Source organism: Bryocella sp. (assembly GCF_058498515.1).
In genome coordinates this window covers 199,704-226,159 of sequence record NZ_JBMHYI010000005.1, presented here as the reverse complement: position 1 = coordinate 226,159, position 26,456 = coordinate 199,704, and the positions used below count along the sequence as shown (strand labels likewise).

Below are 26,456 nucleotides of genomic sequence, written 5' to 3'. Positions count from 1 at the left end.
ACTTGACCACCGGCGAGTTGCTGTATGAGGCCAACCAGGAGCTGACCGCCGACAAGCTGCACAAGGTGCTACAGGCGGGCGTGTCCTCGATCGAGGTCGTCTTCCCAGAGCGCGACGACGTGGGCAACCTCATCACCAACACGCTGCGGCGCGACTCGATTCGCAAGCCGGAAGAGGCGCTGATCGAGATCTACCGCAAGCTGCGTCCCGGCGACCCACCGACGCTCGACACCGCAACTGCGCTCTTTGAGGGCATGTTCTTCGATCCGCGCAAGTACGACTTCTCGCGCGTTGGCCGTCTCAAGTTCAACATCAAGCTCTATGAGAACCAGGATCCCTCTGGCCTCGACAAGCGCACGTTGACCCCCGAGGACTTCTACGGCACCATCCGCTACCTTCTCAAGCTGCGCAAGAACATCGGCAGCGTGGACGATATCGATCACCTTGGCAACCGCCGCGTCCGCGCGGTCGGCGAGCTCATGGAAAACCAGTTCCGCATCGGCCTGGTTCGCATGGAGCGCGCCATCAAGGAAAAGATGTCCGTCTACCAGGAGATGTCGACGGCCATGCCGCACGACCTCATCAACGCCAAGCCGGTCATGGCCGCGATCCGCGAGTTCTTCGGTTCCTCGCAGCTCTCGCAGTTCATGGATCAGACCAACCCACTATCGGAGATCACGCACAAGCGCCGCCTCTCGGCCCTTGGGCCTGGTGGTCTGTCGCGTGAGCGCGCTGGCTTCGAAGTCCGCGACGTGCACCCCACGCACTACGGTCGTATCTGCCCGATTGAGACCCCGGAAGGCCCGAACATCGGCCTGATCTCGTCCCTCTCGTGCTTCGCCCGTATCAACGAGTACGGCTTCATCGAGTCGCCTTACCGCAAGGTCAAGGACGGCCAGGTGCTGGACTACGTCGCTGTCACCAATGCCGGTGAGAGCGGTCTGCGTCAGGCCGACGTGCTCCAGGTCCACGAGTGGCACAAGCTCAACGAGCAGCTGGTCAAGGATGGCAAGCGCACGGTCGATGTCGAGCCGTACAGCTTCTACCTCTCCGCGTGGGAGGAAGATCGCCACACCATCGCGCAGGCCAATGTGAAGCTCGACGAGCATGGCGCGATCACGGAAGACCTGGTCAACGCCCGTAAGGCCGGCAACTTCGTCCTGGTGCCCAAGCCTGAGGTCGATTACGTCGACGTCTCGCCCAAGCAGCTGGTCTCGGTCGCCGCCTCGCTGGTTCCGTTCCTCGAGCACGATGACGCCAACCGCGCCCTCATGGGAGCGAACATGCAGCGCCAGTCGGTGCCGCTGCTCGTCTCCGAGGCCCCGTTTGTCGGAACCGGGATGGAGGGCGTCACCGCCCGCGACTCCGGAGCCGTCATCCTGGCCAAGCGCAACGGCATCATCGATTCCGTCGACTCCGAGCGCATCATCGTGCGCGTCGAAGGCGAGCATCACCCCACGCAGCTGTCGCGTGAGGTTGGTTCGGACATCTACCAGCTCACGAAGTTCAAGCGCTCCAACCAGAACACCTGCATCAACCAGAAGCCGATCGTCCGCAAGGGCGACCGTGTCCTCAAGGGTCAGGTGCTGGCGGACGGTCCTTGCACGGAGCAGGGCGAGCTTGGTCTCGGCCGCAACGTGCTCGTAGCCTTCATGCCGTGGCGCGGGTACAACTTCGAGGACGCGATCCTCATCTCGGAAAAGCTGGTCCGCGAGGACTACTACACCTCGATCCACATCGAGGAGTTCGAGATCGAAGCCCGCGACACCAAGCTGGGACCGGAAGAGATCACGCGCGACATCCCGAACGTCTCGGAGCATGCGCTCCGCGACCTCGACGAGTCGGGCATCATCCGCATCGGAGCCAAGATCGGCCACAACGACATCCTCGTGGGCAAGGTAACGCCGAAGGGCGAAACCCAGCTGACCCCCGAAGAGAAGCTGCTCCGCGCCATCTTCGGGGAAAAGGCCGGCGATGTACGCGATGCGAGCCTTACCTGCCCCCCAGGAATTGAGGGAACGGTTGTCGATGTTCGTATCTTCAGCCGCAAGGGACAAGAGAAGGACGCCCGTGCCTTGCAGATCGAGCAGGAGATGATCGAGAAGCTCGAGCGCAACCTTGCGGACGAAATTCGAATCCTCACCGACGAGCGTCTCAAGCGTCTCGAAGGCATCCTGGGCGACAAGGAAGTCCTCGCTGACCTGCACGACGAGCGCACCAACAAGAAGCTGCTCTCCAAGGGCGACATTCTCACCCGCGACATGATCGAGCTGATCTCGACCCGCAACCTGAAGCGTATTCGCTACGCCGACAAGGATCCGCGCGTCAACGAGCAGATCGATGAGATCGAGGAGATGACCTCGCGCCAGATTGACGTCTTGCGCAAGATCACCAACGAGAAGATCGGCAAGATGCAGAAGGGCGACGAACTCGCTCCCGGCGTCATCAAGATGGTCAAGGTGTACATCGCGATGAAGCGCAAGCTGTCGGTCGGTGACAAGATGGCCGGACGCCACGGTAACAAGGGCGTCATCGCGCGCATCCTGCCCGAAGAGGATATGCCGTACCTTCCCGATGGAACCCCCGTCGAGATCGTGCTCAATCCCCTCGGCGTGCCTTCCCGTATGAACGTCGGTCAGATCCTCGAGACGCATCTTGGCTGGGCTGCACGTGAGCTCGGTCGCAAGGTAGCGGCTCTCGCAGCCGAGCACCAGGAAGCTGGCGCCGTCCGCGAGATCTTCAAGGAGCAGTTCAAGGGCACCGCAGCGCTCCACCAGCTGCTCTCGCTCGATGACCAGCAGACGCTTCGCGTCGCTGCTGGCATGAACTCGGGTATCTGGTTCGGCACGGCAGTCTTCGACGGCGCGCAGGAGTACGAGATCAAGAATCTCCTCGCCGCTGCTGGACTCCCGTCCTCGGGCAAGACGCAGCTCATCGACGGTATGACCGGCGAAGCGTTCGAACAGCCGGTCACCGTGGGCTACATCTACATGCTCAAGCTCTCGCATCTGGTCGACGACAAGATCCACGCTCGCTCGATCGGACCGTACTCCCTCATCACGCAGCAGCCGCTGGGTGGTAAGGCGCAGTTCGGTGGCCAGCGCTTCGGCGAGATGGAAGTCTGGGCGCTCGAAGCGTACGGCGCGGCGTACATCCTGCAGGAGCTGCTCACCGCCAAGTCCGACGATGTCTTCGGCCGTACCAAGATCTACGAGGCCATCGTCAAGGGTGAGGCTGCGATCGAACCGGGCGTGCCCGAGTCGTTCAACGTCCTCATCCGCGAGCTGCAGTCCCTCTGCCTCGACGTCGAGCTGGTGAAGAAGACCGGCAACGAAGCGGAAGAGAACGTCGTCCCCGAACTGGCTGTCGCAGACTAACTACCAGCTGCCAGCCGTTAGCTCCTCGCTTCTAGCAATGCGTACAGAAGCGAAGGGCTAACGGCTCCAGCCACAAGTTCAGAACCATACGGCCGCGATGAGCCGGACAACAATCATCGCCGCAACACCCGGAGTAGCAGCGGCCTTCAGGCCGCGGTCCCCGGCCGAGGCAACAAGGGGCTTCAGCCCCGGGCCTCAAGACAATCGAAGACAAAAGCGCAACAGTTCCAGAACCACGGCAAAGCGATCCGCCGAGAGTGATTGCAGGAACACAAACCGCGGGCCTTTAGCTAAGAGCTAGAAGCTAGCAGCTAGAAGCTGTCCCGCCCCAACGGAGAAACCAAATGTTCCGCTCCAGCCCCTTTGAAATGGCCGGTCCCATCACGGACTTCGACTCCATTAAGATTCAGCTCGCCTCGCCCGAGAAGATCCGCTCGTGGTCCCATGGTGAGGTCACCAAGCCCGAGACCATCAACTACCGCACGTTCAAGCCCGAACGCGATGGCCTGTTCTGCGCGCGCATCTTTGGACCCATCACCGACTGGGAGTGCCTCTGCGGCAAGTACAAGCGCATGAAGCACCGCGGCGTCATCTGCGACAAGTGCGGCGTCGAAGTCACGCTGTCCAAGGTCCGTCGTGAGCGCCTCGGCCACATCGAGCTTGCCTCGCCCTGCTCGCACGTCTGGTTCTTCAAGGGCCTGCCGTCGCGCATCGGCCACCTGCTCGACATCTCGCTCCGTGAGCTCGAGGCTGTCCTCTACTTCGAGTCCTACGTCGTCGTCGATCCAGGCGACGCGCCCGTCAAAGAGCGCGAGGTCATCAAGGACGAGAATCGCTTCCGCGAGCTCGACCAGCAGTACCGCCCCTCCGGCTTCAAGGCCATGATGGGCGCCGAGGCCATCAAGGAACTCCTCAAGCGCGTTGAAGTCGAGGAGCTCGCCGTCGAGCTGCGCGAGCGCATGAAGACCGAGACCTCGCTGCAGAAGAAGCTCAAGTACGCCAAGCGTCTCAAGGTCGTTGAGGCCTTCCGCCGCTCCGACAACAAGCCCCAGTGGATGATCCTCGACGTGATCCCCGTGATCCCGCCCGAGCTGCGCCCCCTCGTCCCGCTGGACGGCGGCCGTTTCGCGACCTCCGATCTCAACGATCTCTATCGCCGCGTCATCAACCGCAACAACCGCCTCAAGAAGCTCATGGACCTCCATGCGCCTGAAGTGATTGTCCGCAACGAAAAGCGCATGCTGCAGGAGGCCGTCGACGCTCTGTTCGACAACGGCCGCCGTGGCCGCGTCCTGCGTGGCGCCAACAACCGTCCCCTCAAGTCGCTCTCGGATACCCTCAAGGGCAAGCAGGGACGCTTCCGTCAGAACCTGCTCGGCAAGCGCGTCGACTACTCCGGCCGTTCGGTCATCGTCGTTGGCCCGGAGCTCAAGCTCCACCAGTGCGGTCTCCCCAAGAAGATGGCGCTCGAGCTCTTCAAGCCCTTCATCTATCACCGTCTCGAGCAGACGGGTCACTGCACCACCATCAAGCAGGCCAAGGAAATGGTGGAGATGCAGGAGCCCATCGTGTGGGACATCCTCGAGGAGGTCATCAAGGACCACCCCGTCCTGCTGAACCGCGCCCCGACCCTGCATCGCCTCGGCATCCAGGCCTTCGAGCCCGTCCTCGTCGAGGGCAAGGCCATCAAGATCCACCCGCTCGTCTGCACGGCGTTCAACGCCGACTTCGACGGCGATCAGATGGCTGTCCACATCCCGCTCTCGCCTGAGGCCCAGATCGAAGCTTCGGTCCTCATGCTGGCGTCGCACAACATCCTCTCGCCCGCCTCCGGTCAGCCCATCACGGTGCCGACCCAGGATCTCGTGCTCGGCCTGTACTACCTCACCAAGGCCAAGCTCGGCGCGCAGGGTGAAGGCCGCGTCTTCGCCAACATCGAAGAAGTGCTGATGGCGCTCGAAGCCAAGCAGGTGGAGACGCTCACGCCGATCCGCCTCCGCTACACCGGCCCCGTGCTCGACATGACCGTCGCTTACGACGATCAGGACCTCACGCACACCGAGGCGGTCGAGTTCGAGAAGCAGTTCATCAACACCACCGTCGGCCGCGCCATCCTCAACGACGCTCTCCCCTCCGGCATGCCATACGTCAACGGCCTGCTCAAGAAGAAGGGCATCGGCCAGCTGATCAACTACCTGTACCTCAACCTCGGTCTCGAGGTCACGGTGCACGCGCTGGATCGCATCAAGGAGCTCGGCTTCCAGTACGCCACGCGTTCGGGTCTCTCCGTCGGTCTCGACGACATGGTCATCCCGGACTCGAAGTACACCACCGTCGCCGACGCCGAAAAGCAGGTCATCACGCTGCAGCAGCAGTATCTCGATGGTTCGATCACCAACCTGGAGCGCTCCAACAAGGTCACCCAGATGTGGTCCAACGTCACCGAGCGTGTTGCGGACGAGATGTTCAACAACATGAAGCGCGCGGACAAGGAAGGAGCCATGAACCCGATCTACATCATGGCCGACTCCGGTGCGCGTGGTTCCAAGCAGCAGATCCGTCAGCTCTCGGGTATGCGCGGCCTGATGGCCAAGCCTTCGGGCGAGATCATCGAGACCCCCATCACGGCCAACTTCCGTGAAGGTCTCACCGTGCTGCAGTACTTCATCTCGACGCACGGTGCTCGTAAGGGTCTGGCCGATACCGCTCTCAAGACCGCGGACTCGGGCTACCTCACCCGCCGTCTCGTCGACGTGGCGCAGGACGTGATCATCTCCGAGCACGATTGCGGCACCGTCGAAGGCATCTACGTCATGCCCATCATCGAAGCCGGCGAGACCATCGAGCCCCTCCGCGACCGCATCATCGGCCGCGTGTCGCTCGAGAAGCTCAAGGACTTCGAGGGCAACGTCATCGTCGAAATCAACGACGAGATCGACGAAGACAAGGCCTCGGCTGTGCAGGCTGCCGGCATCGAGCGAGTCAAGATCCGCTCCGTGCTCACCTGCGAGTCCAAGCGCGGCTGCTGCGTCCTCTGCTATGGCCGTAACCTCGGCTCCGGCAAGATGGTCGAGCTCGGCGAGGCTGTCGGCGTCATCGCCGCCCAGTCCATCGGCGAGCCCGGAACCCAGCTCACCATGCGTACCTTCCACGTCGGTGGAACGGCCTCGCGCTCGGCGGATGCATCGCACCTCGAAGCCAAGAACAACGGCAAGGTGCACTTCATCAACCTCGTCACCGTCCGCTCCAAGGAAGGTGGTCTGGTTGCCTTCAACCGCTCCGGCTCCATCGCCATCATCGACGAAAAGGGCCGCGAGAAGGAGCGCTACGCGATCGTCTACGGCGCCAAGCTGAAGGTCGAAGACGGTCAGTCGGTCAAGCTCGGCGAAACTCTCGGCGAGTGGGACCCCTACACCTTCTCGATCCTCACCGAGATTGCAGGCACCGTGAAGTTCAAGGACCTGCAGGAAGGCGTCACGCTGCACGAAGAGATCGACGAGGTCACTGGCCTCTCCCGTCTCGTCGTCGCCGACTCCGCGGATGAGAAGCGCCAGCCGGCCATCCTCGTCCACTCGGGCAAGGGAACCCAGAAGCGCTACCTCATGCCCAGCCGCGCCCACCTCATGGTGGTCGATGGCGACGAAGTCCACCCGGGCGACGTCCTCGCGAAGATTCCTCGCGAGACCACGCGCACCAAGGACATCACCGGCGGTCTGCCGCGAGTCGTCGAGCTCTTCGAGGCCCGCAAGCCCCGTGATCCGGCGATCATCTCCAAGATCGACGGCGTCGTTCGCTTCGGCGACGTCTCCAAGGGTCAGCGTAAGGTGTACGTCACCGCGGACAACGGCAACGAGGAAGAGTACTCGGTACCGCGCGGCGTCTACATCAACGTCCAGGAAGGCGAGCGTGTTCGCGCCGGCGATGCCCTCATCGACGGTCCGCGCAACCCGCACGACATCCTCGAGGTCCTCGGCGAGCGTGAGCTGCAGATGTACCTGGTCAACGAAATCCAGGAAGTCTACAGGCTCCAGGGCGTGTCCATCTCGGACAAGCACATCGAGACCATCGTGCGGCAGATGCTCCGCTGGGTGAAGGTCGAAGAAGTCGGCGACACCAACTTCCTGCTCGAGCAGCAGGTGGATCGCTTCCGCTTCAACGCCGAAAACCAGCGCGTCCTCATGGATGGCGGACGTCCCGCCATCGGCCGCCCGCTGCTCCTCGGCATCACCAAGGCGTCGCTCTCGACCGATAGCTTCATCTCGGCCGCCAGCTTCCAGGAGACCACCCGCGTACTCACCGAAGCGTCCATCAACGGCGCTGTGGATACGCTCCGTGGCCTCAAGGAAAACGTCATCGTAGGCCGCTTGATCCCCGCCGGCACCGGCATGGCGTACTACCGCAACGTCCAGCTCTCCCCAGAACTGGAAGAAGCGGCAGCCCAGGTCCAGCAGGAAGTCACCGCAGCCATCGAAGCCGAAGAGCGCGAGCTCGAACAGATGCGCATGGAAGGCGAACAGGAAGAACTCGCCGCCGAATAACGCGGAGAGCTCGACCGGCAGGGCAGGGCTTCAGCCCTGCCGCCTCCACAACATCCCAAGACACCAAGGGCGGACTCGAAAGAGTCCGCCCTTTGCTTTGGGTGGCCTACCCTTTCACAGTTTCATCGTGAAAGGGTGGGGTATCGGGCGTAAGCCCGACCGCTCTCCTTGACCTCCCGACGAAGTTCAAGACGGTCGTTTGCTACCGCAAACGACACCTCACCCTTTCACAAACAACGTGAAAGGATGGGCCACCCAACAGATCTTGAGTCGGTCACAAAACTGAGTTAGCCTCTCCGCCATCTCCAGAGTTCAGGCCATTTCCACGCCATCAACGTGAACTGCTTCCGCAGGCGAGCCATCTTCGCCACGCCCGAGCCCCGTGACGCCTTCCTGACGATCCTCGAAGAAGCAAGACAGAAATATCTCTTCCAGGTGATCGGTTACGTAGTGATGCCGACCCACGTCCATCTACTTCTCTCCGAGCCCGAACAGGCAAAGCTGGCCACAGCCATGCAGGTCATCAAGCAACGCTTCTCCCGCACCCGTGTCCTAGACGAAGAAGTGTGGGAGCGCCGCTACTACGACTTCAATGTCTTCACGCCGGAGAAGCTTCACGAGAAGCTCGAGTACATCCACATGAACCCGGTCCACGCAGGACTCGCACGAACCCCGGCTGACTGGGCTTGGAGCAGCCATCGAGCGTACGCCTTCAACGAAGCAGGCCCAGTCACCATCACACCCCGATGAGCCGGGTGAGCCATTGGTTTGGTATCGGGCGAAGCCCGACCCCGCCAACGCCCCCACTTGGCAGACTTCCCCCTCCCACTCACTACAATGGAGATAGACCCTCTCTCCCGCAGGAGCGTCCCACCCACCTCGAAATGAGAGGTCCACCCTTAAAGTCTCTCGATTGAGCATTTACGCAAAAAGGGGGGAGGGGGGTACCCCAGCCCTTATATGGGAATCCCCGCCGCCCGATCCTCGTCACAGCCGTAGTAAGTTTTCCCGCTTCGCCGATAGTCCCAGCAGCGTCGATCCCATCGAGCGACCGACCTACGGGGAACCTCATGAAGCGGAACGAACCCTCTCTCCTGCGCGCGCTCCTCTCCAAAGAGCACGGAATGGATACCGTCGAGCACTTCCTCCTGGCCCTCAGCGTAGGCCTCGCGATCCTCGCCACCCTCCACGTCCTTACCCAGGGCGCCGGCCAGTTCCTCCCTACCCATTGACGGGCAGGCGCGACCCAACTGTGTCAGTTTGGGACAGCACCTCTTCAGAGGCACGCAAACTTGAGCCATGCTCGCCGCTGAGCCGTACCATCGCTCCACACCGGGTCCCAAGAGCGGTATTGGATGGCAGGATGGCACGCGAGAGGAATCATGCACGAGATAACGAAACCCTCTACGCGCGTGCTCTGGGCGGATCCCCCCACGTGGATCCTTCGCACTACCATTGGAGCTTCAACCAACTCCTGGCGATAAGCGCTACCCTGCTCACACTGACCTTTCTGGTCGATTTCTTCACCCCCGCGGACATCAATATCCCGCTCTTCTATCCGGCAGCCATCTTGGCTGCCATCGCCTCGCGTTCGCGGAAGCTCGTATGGTCCCTCGCTCTTGCCGCAGCGGCTCTTTCCTATCTCGGAGTCTTCCTCGGAGCTCCTCCCGACGTCATGTCCATGTCCGCTGTCTTGACCAACCGCACCCTCTCGGTGGTCATGATCATTGCGGTTGCGACGATCGGGGACGCCTGGATCGCCAAGGCAGCCATTGCAGCCGAAAAACTGGGGCTCATCCGGCAGCTCGCCGAGACCTTCGATCTCGCCCAGGCCATCATCCGGAACGCGCATGGAGAGATCCTCTTCTGGAGTCGCGGCGCGCAAAGACTCTACGGCTACTCGGCTGAGGAGGCCACTGGCCGCATCAGCCACGAGCTTCTCAGAACGGAGTTCCCGGAGCCGCTTCGGCAGATCGACGCCACCGTCCAGGCAACCTCGCACTGGAATGGAGAGCTGCGCCACACCCGTAAAGATGGCGAAAGGATCTGGGTCGCCAGCGATTGGGCGATGGGGCCGGCAAACGGCAAGCTCACCCAGGTCGTGGTCGAGGTCAACACCGAACTCACCCGGCTCAAGCGAACCGAAACCGCCCTGCAGGCCAGCGAAAGCCGCTTCCACCGCCTCTCCGAATCCAACCTCGCCGGCGTCGTCATCGCCGACTTCGATCGCGTGCTCGAAGCGAACGATGAGTTCCTGAAGATGCTCGGCTACAGCCGTGACGATCTCCATACGCTCACCTGGAACAGCATCATCGCGCCGGATGAGGTCGCCAAGCATCTCCAATCCATGAAGGAGCTGAAGGAGCTGGGGACTTCCAGGGCCATCGAAACCGAGTTCCTCGACAAGCTCGGCAAGCCCGTCCCGGTGCTGGTAGGAAGCGTCACGATCGACGGCACGTTCCTCTCCCTCGTGTCGGATCAAACCGACCGGAAGCGTCTCCAGAAGCAGCTCCTCCAGGCCCAGAAGTTCGATAGCCTGGGCAAGCTTGCCGGCGGCGTCGCGCACGACTTCAACAACCTGCTCACCGTCATCAGTGGCAACGTGGAGTTGGTGCTCGCCTGCGCCTGGCAGGACCCCCCGCTCAAGAAGCGGCTCCAGGCCGTTGCTGACGCCGCAGAACGCGCCACCACTCTCACCCGGCAGCTCCTCAACTTCAGCCGCCATCAACCGGAAGACGCTCTGACCTTGGGGATCAACGAAGTTGTCCTCAGCTCCGAGCCCATCCTTCGCCAGCTGATTCGGGAAGACATTCACCTCGTCCTCAACCTGGATCCCAGGGCGGGCGTCATTCGAGCTAACCCCGTCCAGATCGATCAGGTCCTGTTCAATCTGGTCGTCAACGCCCGCGACGCTATGCCCAACGGGGGAGAAATCGTCATCGAGACCGCCGGTCTCCTTGTCGATCAGGAATATGCCGGCGCCCATGTAGGAATGAAGCCCGGCACCTATACCCTCCTCACCGTCACGGACACGGGCACGGGCATGCCCGAGCACGTAAAGGAACATGCCTTCGAACCCTTTTTCACCACCAAGGATCCCGGGCATGGAACTGGTCTTGGACTCGCCACTGTCTACGCCGCGGTCATCAACATGGGCGGAGCAATTTCGCTCTATAGCGAGCCGGAGCAGGGCACCGTCTTCAAAATTCTCTTCCCAACAGTCGGGGAGCCTGAGCCTTTAGCCGCAGATCCTCTCCCGGAGCGCGAAATGTTCAGCGCTCCGACCGGCGGAACGATCCTGGTCGCAGAGGACGAGCCCGCGCTCCGCGACTACATCCGGGATGTCCTCGAATTCCATGGCTATCGAGTCATCGAGGCGAAAAATGGCCGCGAAGCCATGCAGGTGGCCCAGGCGTTCGACGGACCCATCGATCTCCTCCTCACCGATCTCGTCATGCCCGAGCTTGGAGGCGATGATCTTTCCGCCAGATTCCAGGAAATCCGCCCGCAGGTCCCTATCTTGCGGATGTCCGGCTACACCGATCGAACCGTCCGCGAGCCCAACACAAGAACCCGATACATTCAGAAGCCGTTTACGCCCAATGCCCTGATGAACAGCATCCGGACCCTCCTCGGAGTTTGAGACGGGGGCGCGGCATTCGTGGCAGAGTTCCAGGTCTGGCTCGCTACAATGGAAGAGAGGATCGGGAATTGGATTTCCACATCCTCAGCCCCGGCCTGAACCGGGTATGGCGGAAGTCCACCTCCAACCCAAGCCGCCTCAAGACTTTGCGGAAAAGTGGGGGAGGGGGGTATCCCCCGTTGCTCTGCAGACACCCCCATCTCTATCTGCGACCTTCGGGGAGTGTCGATAGCACCATCGGGGCGGTCCTAACGCTTTTCCTGACTACACTTTTGGGCTACTCTCACTGAAGTTCTCGCAAGCTTCTGCCGATAGAAGCGGGAGAAGCCAGCTTAGGCTCGAGGAATAGGGAGACAACCATGGTTTGGGCCGTACAGCTGTTCGCACTGCTTGTCGAGGAGAACGGCCAGGACCTGGTGGAGTACGCCCTCGTCGCAGGGTGCATCGGTCTGGCCGCCATTGCATCGCTGAAGTTGCTCTCGGGCAGTATCAGTAGCGTCTTCTCGGGCGTGGGTTCTACACTCACCTCCGCTACCTAACGCTCTCCGTTCCTTCAAGAAATCATCTGCATCCAACGCGAGAGAATGCCTCTCGTGCATATCTTTTTGCTCGTCATCGTTACGCTCAGCCTGTTGCTGATGCTGTGGCGTCCACGCGACTGGCCCGAGGCCTGGTGGGTCTGTGGCGGCGCCGTGTTGCTTGTTGCGTTGCGCCTGGTGCCGCTGCGAGCAGCGGGCCACGCAATCGCCAGGGGCTCCGACGTCTATCTCTTCCTCATCGGGATGATGCTGCTCTCGGAGCTGGCCCGTGAGCAGGGCGTCTTCGACTGGGTATCCTCCACCGCAGTGCGCCGCGCCCGCGGCAGCGCACCAAGGCTCTTCCTGCTGCTGTATCTGGCCGGCACCGTCGTCACCATCTGCCTCTCCAACGACGCGACCGCGGTGGTCCTCACTCCGGCGGTGCTGGCCGCCGCACGCCGCGCCAAAGCGAAGCCGCTACCGCTGCTCTTCGTCTGCGCGATGATCGCGAACGCAGCCTCGTTCGTCCTGCCGATCTCGAACCCTGCCAACCTGGTGGTCTTCCAGGGAGCCATGCCTCCTCTGGGACGATGGCTGGCAGCCTTCGCCGTTCCCTCGCTGCTGTCGATCCTCACAACCTACGCCGTCCTGCGCTGGCTCTTCCGCAGCGATCTGCAGGAGCCGATCGAGACCGAGGTCGACGACCATGAGCTGACAGCGACCGGGAAGCTGGTCGTCTCCGGATTGGGCCTGGTTGTGGTGGTACTGCTGGTCGCCTCCGCGTTGGGGAGAGACCTCGGTCTGCCGACCTGCATCGCGGCGATCGTCGTGGCGCTTGCCGTCTCGGCCATCGCACACCAAAGCCCGCTGCCGCTCCTACGCAACGTCAGCTGGACGACGCTGCTCCTGGTGGCCGGGCTCTTCGTCATGGTCGATGCGGTGGAGTCCATCGGCGCGCTGCAGGTCACCGGCCGATGGCTGGCATGGTGCGGTCACCTGGCCTCTCCTGCTGGCGCGGCGGTCGTGGCTTTTGCCGTCGGTATCGCCAACAACCTGTTGAACAACCTTCCACTGGGTCTTCTCGCCGGAGCGACCGTCGCGCAGTCTCATGTGCAGGGTGTGCTGGCCAACGCCGTGCTGATCGGCGTTGATCTCGGGCCCAATCTCTCCGTGACCGGCTCTCTGGCTACCATCCTGTGGCTGCTCGCGTTGCGCCGCGAGAAGCTCAACGTCACTGCCTGGGACTTTCTCAAGGTAGGGGCCGTGGCCATGCCGGTTGCGATGTTGATGGCTGTGGCAGGACTGGTCGTGATGAACGCTGTGACGCGATGAATCGCGGCCAGAGAAGGCTGATCGAGTTGCGGGTTGTGAGCGGCGAGCTTCATCTCGCATCTCGTCTCTCGAATCTCGCTTCTCCCGCTACACTCTTCGCATGCGCAAATTCTCAGCCAAGGAGACCGAATGGCTCCTGGAACTCGATGGGATTGAGCTGGCGAACTTCTGGCCGCGGGCCTTTGCCTTCGTCATCGACTGGATCCTGGTGACGATGATTCTCACGCTGGTGACGAGTTTCATCGCGATGAGCTGGCTCGGCGTGCGCCACCTGCAAGGCAAGCCGCTGCCGGACTTCAGGCACATGGTCACCGAGGGCAGTAAGAATAAGGACGAGCTCCACTTCAACCTCGGGCCGGGCAAGTCCTTCAATGCCACTGAGGAGCACGGACCCCTGGAGAAGGCGATGGAGTTCGTCAACGATATCGTGGTGCCCATCCTCTACTTCGGCATCCTCACGTGGAAATGGCATGGCCGCACGGTAGGGAAGAGGCTAATGAAGATCCGCGTGATGTCGATCGCGCATCGGCACTTCAGCTTCTGGCATTCGGTAGAGCGTGCCCTGGGCTACGGCGCCGCCGCGCTCGAGGGCGGCTTCGGCTTCATCCAGTTCTTCATCCACCCCTACCGCCGCTGTGCGCAGGATCGCCTCGCCGAGACCATCGTTGTCACCGAGCAGAGCTATCAGGCCCTGCAGCATCGGCTGTCGCATCCGCTGATTCCGGACAAGTAGATACGAGATGCGAGATATGGATGGCACATCTCTCATCTTGAATTTCGTATCTCTCTTAAAGCCGAAGGCGCCAGGGACTTTCGTCCATGGCGCCCTCTCGTTGACCGCCTGACAGTGATGTCCGGGTTCCTGTTCGTTGGCAGCTCCCTCGATGACATGCGAGTTGGACTTGCGTCCTTCGCTCGGCTCGTGGGCGCTCCGCTGATCCTCGTCGCCTGGTGCGCGCCAGGGAGGTGGATCGTGCAGCTGGCTTGCTTCGGGCGTCGGGCTGGACTCGCGGCCCGCCCTCGTCTCCGCGGCTTGCGTGCTGCTGGAGCCTTTGCTCGCTGTCCGCAGTCCTCGCAGCTTGCGCTTTGAGCCTGCGGTCTTGGAAGATGCGTCCTGCCTCAAGCTCCATTGCCCGGCTTGCGCCTGGCTGCTTCGCTCTCCGCTCTCTGCCTTGGAGTTGTGCCTTGAATCCTCGCTCGTCGGGCTTTCGCCCTGCGTGCTCGTCTCCTCGACCCGGACTCCGCTCGCTCTCCGTCGCCTCCGGCCGACTTTCGCCTGCCTTTGCGATGACGTCAAGCGCTCCCTCGGCTTCCCGCGCGTCCTGGCCCGACGGCCTCTTCGCGGTTCCGCTGCAACGATGTCCCTTGTGCTCCCAGCGCCTGCGACCGTCGCCGCCTGCTCCGGGCTCCTTCGGCTATCCGCTTGCTTTGGCGCTCCGGCTTTCGCCTTCGTGCTTCCGCTGCGCAACGAGCCTTCGGTCTTCCGGCTGCTTTCGCTTTCGCTCCGGCCGCCGTCGCCCTCGGAACCTGCGCCCCCTGTGCTGGTGGTCTGACCTGAGTCAGGCCTCCAGCACAAGAGGCGCGCCTTCGAACTGATCCGCGTTCATCGCCCTTCGCTCCCTCGCCGGAGGTGCCGGAGAGTCGCGCCCTGCGCTTGCGCGCCGTGCGTTTCGTCTCTGGAGGTTCCGGCTGAGTTCGCGTCCGGCTGACTGCCCGCTCATCAGTTGACGGAACATTATTCCCGCTCTAGCTGTGCGTGCAATTGCAAATCTCGTCGATTCTGTGGAAGGTCCTCGGACGACGGAGTTGGGTTTTACTGCCCTACTGGGAAGCCTGCGTTTCAGCTCCCTTCAGCAGCTCATGCAGGTCGAGCGGCCCGGTAAACATGGTGAGCTCGCCCTTGGCATCCCTGGGCCATTGCTCGCGCGGGCGATCCCAGTAGAGCTCGACGCCGTTCTCATCGGGATCGCGCAAGTAGAGTGCCTCGGAGACTCCGTGGTCGGCTGCGCCATCGAGCTGGATGCCGTGATCGACGAGCCTGCGCAGCGCGACGCCCAGCGCAGCCCGCGTGGGATACAGCACCGCGAGGTGATAGAGGCCCGTTGATCCTGGGGCAGGAGGTTTGCCGCCGAGGCTCTCCCAGGTGTTCAGCCCAATGTGGTGGTGATACCCGCCGGCAGAAAGAAACGCCGCCTGCCGGCCGAAGCGCTGCGTGAGATCGAAGCCGAGCACGCTCTGGTAGAAAGCCAGCGCGCGGTCGAGGTCCGAGACGCGAAGGTGAACGTGGCCGATGCGGACGTCGGGTGAGAGGGTGTCAGACATAGCGGATATCCGATGATCCGCAACGGACGTCCGATCCATACCTGCGATCGAAAACGGACAGGGCTCAATAAGAGAGATCAAGATGCCGATCGTCTCATTTCAGTTCTGTTCTCACCGGGAAGTCCTATCCCCCGGAACCTGAGGGGTAGCGCCCTCCCGCCGATGGGTCATTGTTGCCCGCGGGATCGAAAGATACTGTGGTAACACGATCCATCCGGTTGGCGAGCAGGGATGAGCATCGAAAACGGGACTCAAAGGACAAAGACGATGACAGAAGTGAACCATCTGCTTTCTGCCCTGCTACGCGAAGAAGAGGGGCAGGATCTGATCGAATACGCGCTTCTGGCGGGCCTCATCGGACTGGCGGCGGTTGCATCGGTCAAGGTGCTGGCCACCAAGATCAGCACTGCCTTCAGCAGCGTCGGCAGCCAACTCACCAGCGCGACCTAGCGCGCTGCTCGCGGCCACTCGGGCCGCACACCTCAAGCTTGTGCACGCACGCACAATCAACACCTCAAGGCTCGCGCTTCGGCGCGGGCCTCTTTTTTGCATATGCAATGCGACTTCGCAACGGTGCTCTAGCCCAGGTGGCCGCTGGGGTGTGTGGGCAGGGTGAAGTGGAAGGTCGAGCCCTGCCCCAGCGTGCTCGTGGCCCAGATGGAGCCACCGTGCTGCTGCACGATGCTGCGGCAGATGGCGAGACCGAGGCCTGTACCGCCCATTTCGCGCGAGTCGGAGGCGTCCACCTGCTTGAAGCGCTCGAAGATCTGCTGCAGCTTGTCGGCTGGAATGCCGCGGCCATGGTCCTGCACCTCGATGAGCGCCTGGTCCGGCGAGACATGATGCGCTGACAGGCGGATCTCGCTGGTGACGGTCTCCGATTGCGGTGAGAACTTGATGGCGTTGGAGACGAGGTTCGTCAGCATCTGCAGGATCCGGTCAGCGTCGCCGTAGACCTGCACGTCGCCGGCTTCGATCACGAAGCGCACATTGGACTTCTGTGCGGCTGTCGCGAGCAGAGCCGTGGTGCGACGCATGAGTTCGTCCATGGAGCACATGGTGCGGCGCAGCTCGGCTTTGCCCGAGCCAATCCGCTCGAGGTCGAGGATGTCGTTCACCAGCCGGACCAGGCGGTCGGTATTGCCGATGGCGATCTCCATCATCTGCTTGATGCGCTCGGGCCTGGCGTTGAGCGCTCCAGCAGCAACTAGGCCCAGCGCGGCACGCAGCGAGGTGAGCGGCGTGCGCAGCTCGTGCGAGACGGTCGAGATGAACTCGTCCTTCATGCGGTCCAGCGCGTTGCGCTCGCTGATGTCCGTGAAGGCGACGACCACACCGACGGCCTGGCCTTCGACCAGCGGGGCTTCGGCCAGCACCATCGACTGCCGCGAGAGCGGAGCCCCGGCGGCGTTGGTGGCGATGGGGCCAAGCGGCGGTTCCGGAGGATGGTGTGGGTGCTGCAGCTCGACGGCGGTGACCGGTTGGGTCTCGTCGCCCGATTCGATCTGCGGCCGGGCCACATACTCCACGGGGAAGCCCGTGCCGTCCTTGCGCCAGAAGCACTCGTTCGACACGCGTACCGTGGTGCGGTTGCGCAAAGCTAGCGCGATGGGACTCTGGCTGGCCATGTAGGGCGAACCATCGGAGCGGGTGTGATGCACGAGGGCGTGCATGTTGCGGCCCAGCAGTTCTTCCGGGCGGTAGCCGAGCATCTGCGCGGCAGCAGGATTCACGACGGTGCAGCGGCCCTCAAGGTCGATACCAAAGATGCCATCGCCGACGCTCTCGAGCACGGAGTTCGACTGCCGGATGAGCGCACGCAGCTGCTCTTCGGCGCGCACCTGCTCGGTGATGTCCACGCCGAAGGCGAGCACGTACGGCTTTCCGTCACGCGGCTCAACGAGACGGTTGCGGTAGGCAATAACGCGCTCCTCGCCGTTGAGGTGCTGCATGTGGAACAGCCCCTGCGCTTCGCCCGTGGTGAGTAGCTGGTTCACGTAGGGTTCGAGCGTGATGTGGCGATTGGGGTAGAGGAAGCTGGTCAGTGGACAGCCGACGACATCTTCTACGCGGCGGCCGATGCCCTGCGCACCGTACTGGTTGATCGACAGCACGACGCCATCGAGGCCATGGGTTGCTACCATGCCCAGCGATCCCTCGACGATCTGGCGGTAGCGTGACTCCGACTCGCGGATGGCGGTCTCGGCGATGCGCTGCACTGTAACGTCTATGCCGGTGGCGATGATGAACGCCACCTGCCGCTGGGAGTCCACCAGCGCTGTAGCCGACCACGAGATACGACGGCGCGAGCCATCGGCCGCGACCCAGTAGTTCTCGTAGGTGGTAGGGAACTGGCCGCTGCGGATGCGGTCGAAGCTCTCGATGTACGCGGGGACGTCGCTCTCGGGGATCAGGCGCTCCCAGGCATACTTGCCGACCAGGTCGGCGGACTTGTAGCCGGAGATGATCTCGCAGGCGCGGTTGAAGCGCACGATGCGGCCAGCGGTGTCGAAGACCACCACCAGCGCGCCGACGGTGTCCAGCACGGCGGAGACGAAGTTGCGTTCGACGGTGAGGGCCGACTCCACGCGCATCCGTTCGCGGGCGGAGTAGTCTGTCTCGCGCATCCGCAGGATGAGTTCAAGGCGCGTAGTGACGACGTGGCTGAGGCTCTCCAGGGATTCGAGCTGTTCTGGCGTGAGCTTGCGTGCAGCGGAATCCAACACCGCAAGGCAGCCGATCGCGACGCCATGAGGTGTGACGATGGGAGCGCCGGCGTAGAAGCGGTAGCGGTGGTCTCCGAACGGGATGCCCCCCGGCGACCACTCGGGATCGCGTCGGGCGTCAGGAATCTGGTAGATGCCCTCGCCGGAGATGGTGATCTCGCAGGGCAGAGAGAGGCGCGGCGCGGACTCGACGTCGGTGCCATGGCGGCCGATCAGCATGACCCGGTCGCGATCGATGATGGAAATGGCAGCCACGGGAGCGTTGCACAGCTGTGCGGCCAGACGAGCGATGTCGTCCAGGGCAGGGTCGTGCGGCGCCTCGGCGAGCGCGTAGCGCGCCAGGGCCTCGAGCCGCTGCTGCTCGACACCGTTTATGGGGGCTTCTGTCATCCTCACTTTGAGCATACGAAGTAGAGGGGTACGGAGGGAGTCCCACTTTGGCTGCAATCGCCGATCAAAGGGTCACCTTACTTGAGTCACGTCAGGGAAGAAACGGGGAACTTCGTGGGGACTGATTTCGAATAAAGTGTCGCCGGAGGGACGGTCGCGTCCGAAGATCGCCGGAATTGCTGCGTTTCCGCTCGTCCGGGGGGATTTTCAGTTGCTGAGCGAATGTGCATCGTCCGCACTGGCATCCATGGCGACCTTCCATTTGCCAGCGACCTTCTTCCAGAAGGTGATGTATCGGCCGGAGCTGGTAGTCGATTTGCCGTCCGGGCTATTGGTCGTGGCGTCGTAGTGCCCCCAGGTGAAGCCCGTGTCGCCGGAGGGCCCGACCTGTGCGCCCTCGGGATACCAGGTGAGCTGGTAGATTTTGGGGTCCCATTGGGCAGTGGCGGAGATGGCAGCTTTGCCCTGCACGGGAGGCTTGCCGTTGCTCAGCGTCACGCCGTCGTCGGCAAACCAGTCAGCAAAGGCCTTGCCTCCACCTTTGGCGACGGCCTGGCCGAACTGGCCTTCCAGCTTGAGCAGCTCGACCACGCCGGGCGAGAGTGTTGGGGTGGGAATCGGTGTCAGCGAGGGTCCGTTCTTGCCTGGGACCGGCGGCGCCTGCCCCTGCGGAAAAGGCGTGAGCGTAGGAACCTGCGCCGCGGCGAGCCCAGCGGTAGAGAATGCGGCGACGAGAACGGCGCGGCGAAGGGTCAGGAGGGCTCCACGCATGCGCTTGATTGTAAAGCGCAGAGCGTGCGTCGGGTAGCTGCGGGTCAGAGGCCTAGTGGTGAGCTCCACCGCCCCCCGACGACGACCCGCCACCCGAGGGAGCGGAACCGCCGCCGCCATGAGAAGCTCCACCGCCCCCTCCGCTCTGGGCCGAGCCTCCACCGCCCGCGTGGGATGCGCCTCCACCACCGGCCGAACCACCGCCTCCGCCATGGTTGAACGAGCCGGAGCTGCCTCCGCCGCGGTTGAATGAGCCTGAGTTTCCTCCGCTCGAGAAGTTGGCGGGTGAGATCGTGCCGCCGTGGCCCACGTTGGAGTCTGTCCTCCCGCCGAAGGGCTGTGTGACGGAGCTGGTGTGGCCGCCGCGATCGACCTCGTGCGCCAGCATGAAGGTCTGCGAGTGGGCGTTGAAGGTCAGCGTCCCAGGCTTGGGCGTCTCGACCCCATTCAGCTTTACGGGATGCGAGTTGCCGTGGGCGTCCGCCAGGCGGCCCTCGCCCAGCTTTTCGAGCTGAGCCGCGGCCAGGCGCAGCGGTTCGACGTGTGCTTCCAGCTTCGGCGTCTCGGTTGCAGGCAGAGGACCGAAATACTCCTTGCGGAAGTCCTTCGGAGCCTGGTTCAGCAGCTTGATCGGGTCGCCGGTGTTCCACACGTCGTGTTCCACCGTGTGGTCGTGCTTGTCGGCCACCGTATAGATCCCGAGCTTCAGGTTCTCCGGAGCCTGGCCCGGACGATCCTTGGGATGAATAGGCACGTAGCCCTTGTGGCCTCCGGACTCCACCCAGCGCACCGGGCAGCGATGGTGCAGCTTGCGCCCGACGACCCACGCCCAGCCATGCTCGCGGTGAATCCACCAGCCGGCGTGGCAGACCGTCCAGTTGTAATCGTCGAAGTCTTCGAGCTCGGAGTACACTAGCCGGCGCTGGCGGGTGATGGCATCCAGGCCGACGAGGTTGCGGTAACGGCCCGCCCAGCAGGGGAAGAATTCGTCCTCGTCCTCCCAGTGCACGCCGTTCAGCTGCGCGCCTCCCCGGAAGGCCATCCACCCGCCGGTGGGCGCCCAGCAGGTGCCATACGGTGCGCAGGGAAAGAACTGTCCCCGGCCATTCAGATCGCCAAGCCCGGGCAGCGGACCGTTGAGCCCGGCCTGCACCATCACCTCGCTCATCGTGCTCTGGCGCTCCGAGAGCTTCTGTTCCACCCAGCTGTCGAACCCAGTGCCGTCCCCGGCAGCCGGCGTGACCACGGGGAGATTGCCGGAGGTGTAGTGGAGGGTATGGCCCAACGACGCCATGGCGCTCCGGTTGCCTGAGGAGACGCGCACCGGCAGTGTGGAGAGCGGGGTGACATCCATGCCATCCAGGTAGCTCTGGATTCGGACATAGCTGCGATCGGGATACGGCACGAAGACGTCGTGCTGGGGCGTGGCGACGAGGTAGCGCTCGCCGCGGACCGTGGTCGTGACGTTCAGGGTCACCGTGCCGGTCAACAGCGTCATGGCGGTCTGCGGCGCGCCGTTTTCGGTGGTGAGTTGATTGAAGGTCAATGCCGAGTTGGCGTCGACGTAAGCCGTGGAGGTATCTTCGAACTCAATCTCCGCGCGACCGTCGCCGGTGACAAGGCTGAAGCCGGACTCCAGCGGCACGCCAGCCTTGGCCTTTACCCACCCGGTAGGAGTAGGGCCGGCGGCTTTGCCGCGCTCTAGGCGTACGTCGCCTTCCACCAGGCTGAGGCGGACGATCTGGGGCAGGCTCTGGCCGACGCTCGGGGCAGTGTCCTGCGCGTGGGCCATAACGGAGAGAGGGGAAACGAGAGACAACGCAACGGCGACTGCGAGGGAACGCATAGGGCCTCCGCATGGGCGTGCTGCTCTGGTACGCAGCGTTTGGCCGCCTACGACTGTACAGGAGACGAATGAGGCCCGGCGACGGTTGCAAAAACCTGCAGTCCCTCGTTGGATGCTCTCCGGTTCGGCGCAATGGCCCGTGGCCCCGAGACCGGGCTCGTGCGCGGCTGCTATCTTCGCATCATGGCCCCAAAGATTGGCAAAGGCTCGCTGCTGGCGGCGGGCGGCGTGGTGCTACTAGCGCTAGGCACAGCGCTTCACGCCCACTCCATCGGAATCGTGCTCCGCTGGGTCGGCATCGCGATCCTGTGTGCGGACGCGGTACGACGCCGCAAGCTCACGCCGTGGATCTTCGTTGCGATGGTGGCCGGTGCGGAGGTCGGTGTCGACGCGCCGCATGCGGCGATGCAGATGAACGTGCTTTCGGCGATCTTCCTGCGGCTGATCAAGACGATTGTGGCTCCACTGATCCTCGGTACGCTGGTGGTGGGCATTGCCGGCAATGGCGACCTGAAGAAGGTCGGCTGGATGGGCATCCGTGCGCTGATCTACTTCGAGGTGGCCACGACCCTTGCACTCGTCATCGGGCTGGTGGCGATCAACCTGAGCAAGGCAGGTGTGGGACTGGCTCAAGGCCCGCAGGTGGTCTCCTCCGTGCAGTCTGCGCCTGCCAAAGCAGCCGCGCCCGCGCTGCCGGAGGCTCCCAGGCTCAAGTGGGACGAGGTGGTGCTGCATATGTTCCCGGAGAACATTGCCAAGAGCATCGCCGAAAACCAACTGCTGCAGGTTGCGGTCTTCGCAGTCTTCTTCGGGGCTGCGCTTTGCCTCGTCAGCGAAGAGAAGCGCGCGCCCATGCTGGCGCTGGCTTCCAGCCTCAGCGAAGTGATGATGCGGTTCACGGGCCTCGTGATGTACTTCGCGCCTATCGGTGTCTTCGGTGCCATGGCCGCGACCATCGGCCACCTGGGCGTGGGCGTGCTCTGGAGCCTGGGCAAGCTCGCGCTCACGCTTTACGGCGCTATCGCGGCCTTCGCTGTGCTGGTCATGCTGCCGACGGCGCTGTTCTTCCGCGTTCCAGTGCGCCGCTTCCTGCGCCATGTCGCCGAGCCCGCAACTATCGCCTTCGCCACCGCGACCAGCGAGGCCGCACTGCCCGCCGCGATGGAGCAGATGGAGGCCATGGGCGTGCCGCGGCGCATCGTCGCCTTCGTCATCCCGGCAGGCTACAGCTTCAATCTCGACGGCAGCTGCCTGTACCTCGCGGTCGCGAGTATCTTCGTCGCGCAGGCCGCGGGCATTCATCTCTCGCTGGGGCAGCAGCTCTTCATGATGGCGACGCTGGTGCTGACCAGCAAGGGCGTTGCCGGGGTCGCGCGCGCTGCGCTGGTGGTGCTGCTGGCCACCGCCGCGACCTTCCACCTTCCGGAGTGGCCCATCGCCGTGCTCTTCGGCTTCGACGCCATGCTGGATATGGGCCGCACGATGATCAACGTCGTGGGCAACTGCCTCGCCTGCGCCATCGTCGCGCAATGGGAGGGTTCGATGGACTCCGAGCCTCCGAGTGAGGCTGCGCTGGAAGTCGCGGAGCTGTGAGGTGGAACCGTTATACGTTCTGCGTTCTACGTGCAAGGCTGCAATAGCGACTCGTACAACGTAGAACGCACAACGTAGGATCCTCTCTTACGGGCAGTTCGGATCGTTCGTCTGGGGCGACGGGTTTGGAGCATCCGGGCGGCCAGCGCGTGGCGGCGTGGACGGCGGATGAACCGCGCAGGGCGTGGTCGTCGGGGTTCCACCGAAGTTCGCGTCGCTGTCGTCGCCCTTGCCGGAGGGAATCACACCGATGGTGCGCAGCCAGGTGGTCGCGAGGTCGGTCCAGTGGCTCTCCGGCGAGTTGAGCGGGTGCAGCCCGAAGCCATGGCCGCCAGTGGGGTAGAGGTGCATCTCCGCTGGGATGTGAGCCTTCTTGAGCGCCAGGTAGTAGACCAGCGAGTTCTCCACGTGCACCGGGTCGTTCTCGGCCTGCAGCAGGAAAGTCGTCGGTGTCAGCTCGGTCGGCGTGAGATTGGGATCGAGAACGGTGAGCTTGCCGGCATCCGAGTCCGCGGCGGTATACGCCGGATAGATCACCATCGCGAAGTTGGCCCGCGCGTCGATAGAGCTATCCACATCGGGGGCTGCGGGTGTGGACATCACGTGCGTGTCGTCCGCGTGGGAGCTGAGCACCACGGCCAGGTGCGCTCCGGCCGAGAAGCCGAGAACTCCAATCTGCTTGGGATTCAGGTGCCACTCTTCGGCATGCTTTCGGGCGAGGCGCATGGCCTGTTGCGCGTCTTCCAGATCCGCATAGCTGGTCGGATAGCGATCCTGGGGCACGCGATACTTCACCAGCAGACAGGTGATACCGACGGAGTTGAGCCACTTGCAGGAGTCCAGTCCCTCGCCATCCCAGGCGAGGCGGGTGTAGCCGCCGCCGGGAAACACAAGCACTCCCGGATGGTTGGCGAGCGGCTTGGCGGGCTCGTAGATGGTCAGCGTGGGCTGGGTGACGGGTGTGAGCCGGGTGCTGCGGTGGCCGCTGATCAGCGGCATCTGTGGCGTGGTGACGTCCTTTTCGGGGTCGGTCGTCGAAGGCGGCTCGGGGGGCTGGTGCGGCCACAGAGGAAGCGTCGTTCTCTGCGCGGCCAGAGGAAGTCCGAAGGGGAGAGCGAAGAGAGCTGCAGCCACGGCCGTACGGGTGTGTCGCATCATGCGGTACATCCTACTGCAAGGTTGCGAGGGATGCGGGTGAGGCGCGGCACGGAGTCCGGAGCGGGGCGCGAGGCACTTTGCACCGGCGAAATTACGATTGACCAGGTACACCAAATCCGTAGAATCGCGGCAAGTCTGCCCGCGCGGCGATACTTTTGGGTTGGATGGACGATTCACCCGGCGCAATAGAAACGACCGGACCACAACCCGCACGCGTCCACTCCCGTCCTACGGTACCGGGGATTGGTAAACTGGTTGGATGGAGTTGGCGGCGGGTTCGTCCCGCGCTATGGTCGGCTTAGGCCAGCTGTAAGCGTTCCTCTCCCGGATGTTGGACCTTTCGCGAATGAGTGAGTACCTGAGCAAGATCAAGTCTCCCGCGGACGTCAAACGGCTCGGCATCATCGAGCTGGAGCGTCTTGCCGAGGAGATCCGCGAACGCCTGATTCAGGGCGTCGCGAAGACCGGTGGACACATCGGCCCCAATCTCGGCGTGGTCGAGCTGACCATTGCCATGCACTACGTCTTCAATACTCCGAAGGACAGCTTCGTCTTCGACGTGAGCCACCAGAGCTACGTCCACAAGCTGCTGACGGGCCGCGAGGACCGTTTCGATACCATCCGCCAGCCTAACGGCCTCAATGGCTTCATGCTGCGGACGGAGAGCGATCACGACAGCTTCGGCGCGGGCCATGCGGGCACTGCGCTGAGCGCGGCGCTGGGCATGGCCGTGGCGCGCGATATGGCTGGCGGCGACGAGCATGTGGTCGCGCTGGCGGGCGACGCGGCCTTCACCAATGGCATCAGCTTTGAGGCGCTCAACAACGTGGCCGCCTCCACCAAGCGACTCATCATCGTCCTCAACGACAACGAGTGGTCGATCGACAAAAACGTTGGCGCCATTGCGGAGTACTTCCACAAGATCGCGACCAATCCCACCTACGTGAACCTGCACGATCGCGCGGTAGGACTAATCGGCAAATTCGGCGGCCGTGCGGCATCGCACATCGCACGCAAGGCTGAGGAAGCCGCCAAGGGTGTCATCGGCCGCGGCATGATCTTCGAGGAGTTCGGGCTGGACTACTATGGCCCGGTCGACGGTCATAACCTGCCGCTGCTCATCGAGACCTTCAAGTTCCTCAAAGCCCAGAACAGGCCCGTGGTGCTGCACGCGCTCACACAGAAGGGTCGAGGCTTCCAGCCGGCGATCGAGAAGCAGAAGAAGTTCCACGGCCTGGGGCCGTACGATCCTGAGACCGGCGAGACCAAGCCAACAGGGCAGAAGACCTACTCGGAGATCTTTGCGGAGTCGCTGACCAAGCTGGCGACGATGAATGACAAGGTCGTGGCGATCACGGCTGCCATGCCGAACGGCACCGCACTGGATCTCTTCCGGCCGCATCATCCCAAGCGCTACTTCGATGTCGGCATCGCCGAAGAGCATGCGGTGCTCTTTGCGGCGGGCATGGCGACCAAGGGCTTCCGCCCATTCTGCGCGATCTACTCCACCTTCCTGCAGCGCGCCTTCGACCAGGTGGTGCATGATGTCGCACTGCAGAAGCTCCCGGTGGTCTTCTGCATGGATCGTGGCGGCTTGAGCGGCGACGATGGCCCGACGCATCATGGGCTCTTCGACATCAGCTACCTGCGCGGCATCCCGAACATCATCCACATGGACCCGAAGGATGAGGACGAGCTGCAGGACATGATGTTTACAGCGCTCGAGTATGACGGGCCGAGCGCCATCCGCTATCCGCGCGGGACGGGGCCAGGGGCCGTCGTCAAGCTGGAGCCTGCGAGGCTCGAGATTGGCAAGGCCGAGGTGCTGCAGGATGGCCGAGATCGGTCCGGCCACGTCGAGGTTGCAGTCTTCGCGCTGGGCAACATGGTTGCCGAGGGCGAGAAGCTCGCGAAGTCTCTCGAGGCCGAAGGACACACGGTCGCGCTCATCAATGGCCGCTTTGCCAAGCCGATCGATGCGCAGTGCCTGAGCGCCTTCGCGCGCCATGCTGACGTTGTCGTCACGATGGAGGACCACGTCCTCGCCGGCGGCTATGGTTCGGCGGTGCTGGAGAGCCTCAACGAGCAGTCGATCGAGGTTCCGGTGGTGCGCGTTGGCTGGCCGGATGAGTTCATCGAGCACGGCAAGGTGGAGCTGCTTCGCGCGAAGTACGGTGTGACCGCCGAGGCCGCGCTGGAGCGCGTACGCCCGCTGCTGCGCAAGCCGGTGATCGCGTAGCCG

At 63.2% G+C, this 26,456-nt stretch carries 15 protein-coding genes and 1 pseudogene; 11 read left to right on the top strand and 5 right to left on the bottom strand.

Features of this window, described 5'->3' with window-relative positions; genetic code table 11:
- The 8 genes and pseudogenes from rpoB to AC5E6W_RS01845 all read left to right on the top strand — a co-directional run.
- Window positions 1-3,377: DNA-directed RNA polymerase subunit beta (gene rpoB / locus AC5E6W_RS01880; protein ID WP_491750558.1), on the top strand; the 3,377-nt coding region annotated here is incomplete at its 5' end.
- 344 nt (window positions 3,378-3,721) lie between these two features.
- Window positions 3,722-7,915, top strand: coding sequence for a DNA-directed RNA polymerase subunit beta' (gene rpoC, locus AC5E6W_RS01875; protein ID WP_491750557.1), 4,194 nt, complete (start codon window positions 3,722-3,724; stop codon window positions 7,913-7,915).
- Window positions 7,916-8,224: 309 nt separating this feature from the next.
- Window positions 8,225-8,665: pseudogene (locus AC5E6W_RS01870) on the top strand (REP-associated tyrosine transposase); the annotation flags it as partial.
- 320 nt (window positions 8,666-8,985) lie between these two features.
- Window positions 8,986-9,147: a hypothetical protein gene (locus tag AC5E6W_RS01865; RefSeq protein ID WP_491750556.1), complete on the top strand. Its 162-nt coding sequence runs from the start codon at window positions 8,986-8,988 to the stop codon at window positions 9,145-9,147.
- Window positions 9,148-9,278: 131 nt separating this feature from the next.
- On the top strand, window positions 9,279-11,558 hold the full coding sequence (locus AC5E6W_RS01860) for a hybrid sensor histidine kinase/response regulator (RefSeq protein WP_491750555.1): 2,280 nt from the start codon (window positions 9,279-9,281) through the stop codon (window positions 11,556-11,558).
- A gap of 359 nt (window positions 11,559-11,917) precedes the next feature.
- Window positions 11,918-12,097 carry a Flp family type IVb pilin gene (locus AC5E6W_RS01855; RefSeq protein WP_491750554.1) on the top strand — a complete coding sequence of 60 codons (180 nt, stop codon included), beginning with the start codon at window positions 11,918-11,920 and terminating at the stop codon, window positions 12,095-12,097.
- A gap of 45 nt (window positions 12,098-12,142) precedes the next feature.
- On the top strand, window positions 12,143-13,408 hold the full coding sequence (locus AC5E6W_RS01850; RefSeq protein WP_491750553.1) for an SLC13 family permease: 1,266 nt from the start codon (window positions 12,143-12,145) through the stop codon (window positions 13,406-13,408).
- 100 nt (window positions 13,409-13,508) lie between these two features.
- Window positions 13,509-14,141, top strand: coding sequence for an RDD family protein (locus AC5E6W_RS01845; RefSeq protein WP_491750552.1), 633 nt, complete (start codon window positions 13,509-13,511; stop codon window positions 14,139-14,141).
- A gap of 1,088 nt (window positions 14,142-15,229) precedes the next feature.
- Here the strand turns inward: AC5E6W_RS01845 and AC5E6W_RS01840 are convergent.
- On the bottom strand, window positions 15,230-15,730 hold the full coding sequence (locus AC5E6W_RS01840) for a VOC family protein (RefSeq protein ID WP_491750551.1): 501 nt from the start codon (window positions 15,728-15,730) through the stop codon (window positions 15,230-15,232).
- A gap of 267 nt (window positions 15,731-15,997) precedes the next feature.
- Between AC5E6W_RS01840 and AC5E6W_RS01835 the strand changes: the two genes are divergently transcribed.
- Window positions 15,998-16,180: a Flp family type IVb pilin gene (locus AC5E6W_RS01835; RefSeq protein ID WP_491750550.1), complete on the top strand. Its 183-nt coding sequence runs from the start codon at window positions 15,998-16,000 to the stop codon at window positions 16,178-16,180.
- Between the two features lie 128 nt (window positions 16,181-16,308).
- On the opposite strand, the gene AC5E6W_RS01830 is transcribed toward AC5E6W_RS01835, so the two are convergent.
- The 3 genes from AC5E6W_RS01830 to AC5E6W_RS01820 form a co-directional block, all read right to left on the bottom strand.
- Complete coding sequence (locus AC5E6W_RS01830; protein ID WP_491750549.1) at window positions 16,309-18,846, bottom strand: PAS domain S-box protein; 2,538 nt, start codon at window positions 18,844-18,846, stop codon at window positions 16,309-16,311.
- A 207-nt stretch (window positions 18,847-19,053) separates the two neighbouring features.
- Window positions 19,054-19,617: a YybH family protein gene (locus AC5E6W_RS01825; protein WP_491750548.1), complete on the bottom strand. Its 564-nt coding sequence runs from the start codon at window positions 19,615-19,617 to the stop codon at window positions 19,054-19,056.
- A gap of 52 nt (window positions 19,618-19,669) precedes the next feature.
- Entirely contained in the window at window positions 19,670-21,463 is a 1,794-nt protein-coding gene (locus AC5E6W_RS01820) for a FecR domain-containing protein (protein ID WP_491750547.1), read from the bottom strand.
- A 183-nt stretch (window positions 21,464-21,646) separates the two neighbouring features.
- Between AC5E6W_RS01820 and AC5E6W_RS01815 the strand changes: the two genes are divergently transcribed.
- Complete coding sequence (locus AC5E6W_RS01815; RefSeq protein ID WP_491750562.1) at window positions 21,647-23,056, top strand: dicarboxylate/amino acid:cation symporter; 1,410 nt, start codon at window positions 21,647-21,649, stop codon at window positions 23,054-23,056.
- 87 nt (window positions 23,057-23,143) lie between these two features.
- Here AC5E6W_RS01815 and AC5E6W_RS01810 read toward each other — a convergent pair whose 3' ends face one another.
- Window positions 23,144-24,214: an alpha/beta hydrolase gene (locus tag AC5E6W_RS01810; protein WP_491750546.1), complete on the bottom strand. Its 1,071-nt coding sequence runs from the start codon at window positions 24,212-24,214 to the stop codon at window positions 23,144-23,146.
- A gap of 346 nt (window positions 24,215-24,560) precedes the next feature.
- Here AC5E6W_RS01810 and dxs point away from each other — a divergent pair, with 346 nt between their 5' ends.
- Complete coding sequence (gene dxs, locus AC5E6W_RS01805) at window positions 24,561-26,453, top strand: 1-deoxy-D-xylulose-5-phosphate synthase (protein WP_491750545.1); 1,893 nt, start codon at window positions 24,561-24,563, stop codon at window positions 26,451-26,453.
- Window positions 26,454-26,456 lie beyond the last annotated feature (3 nt).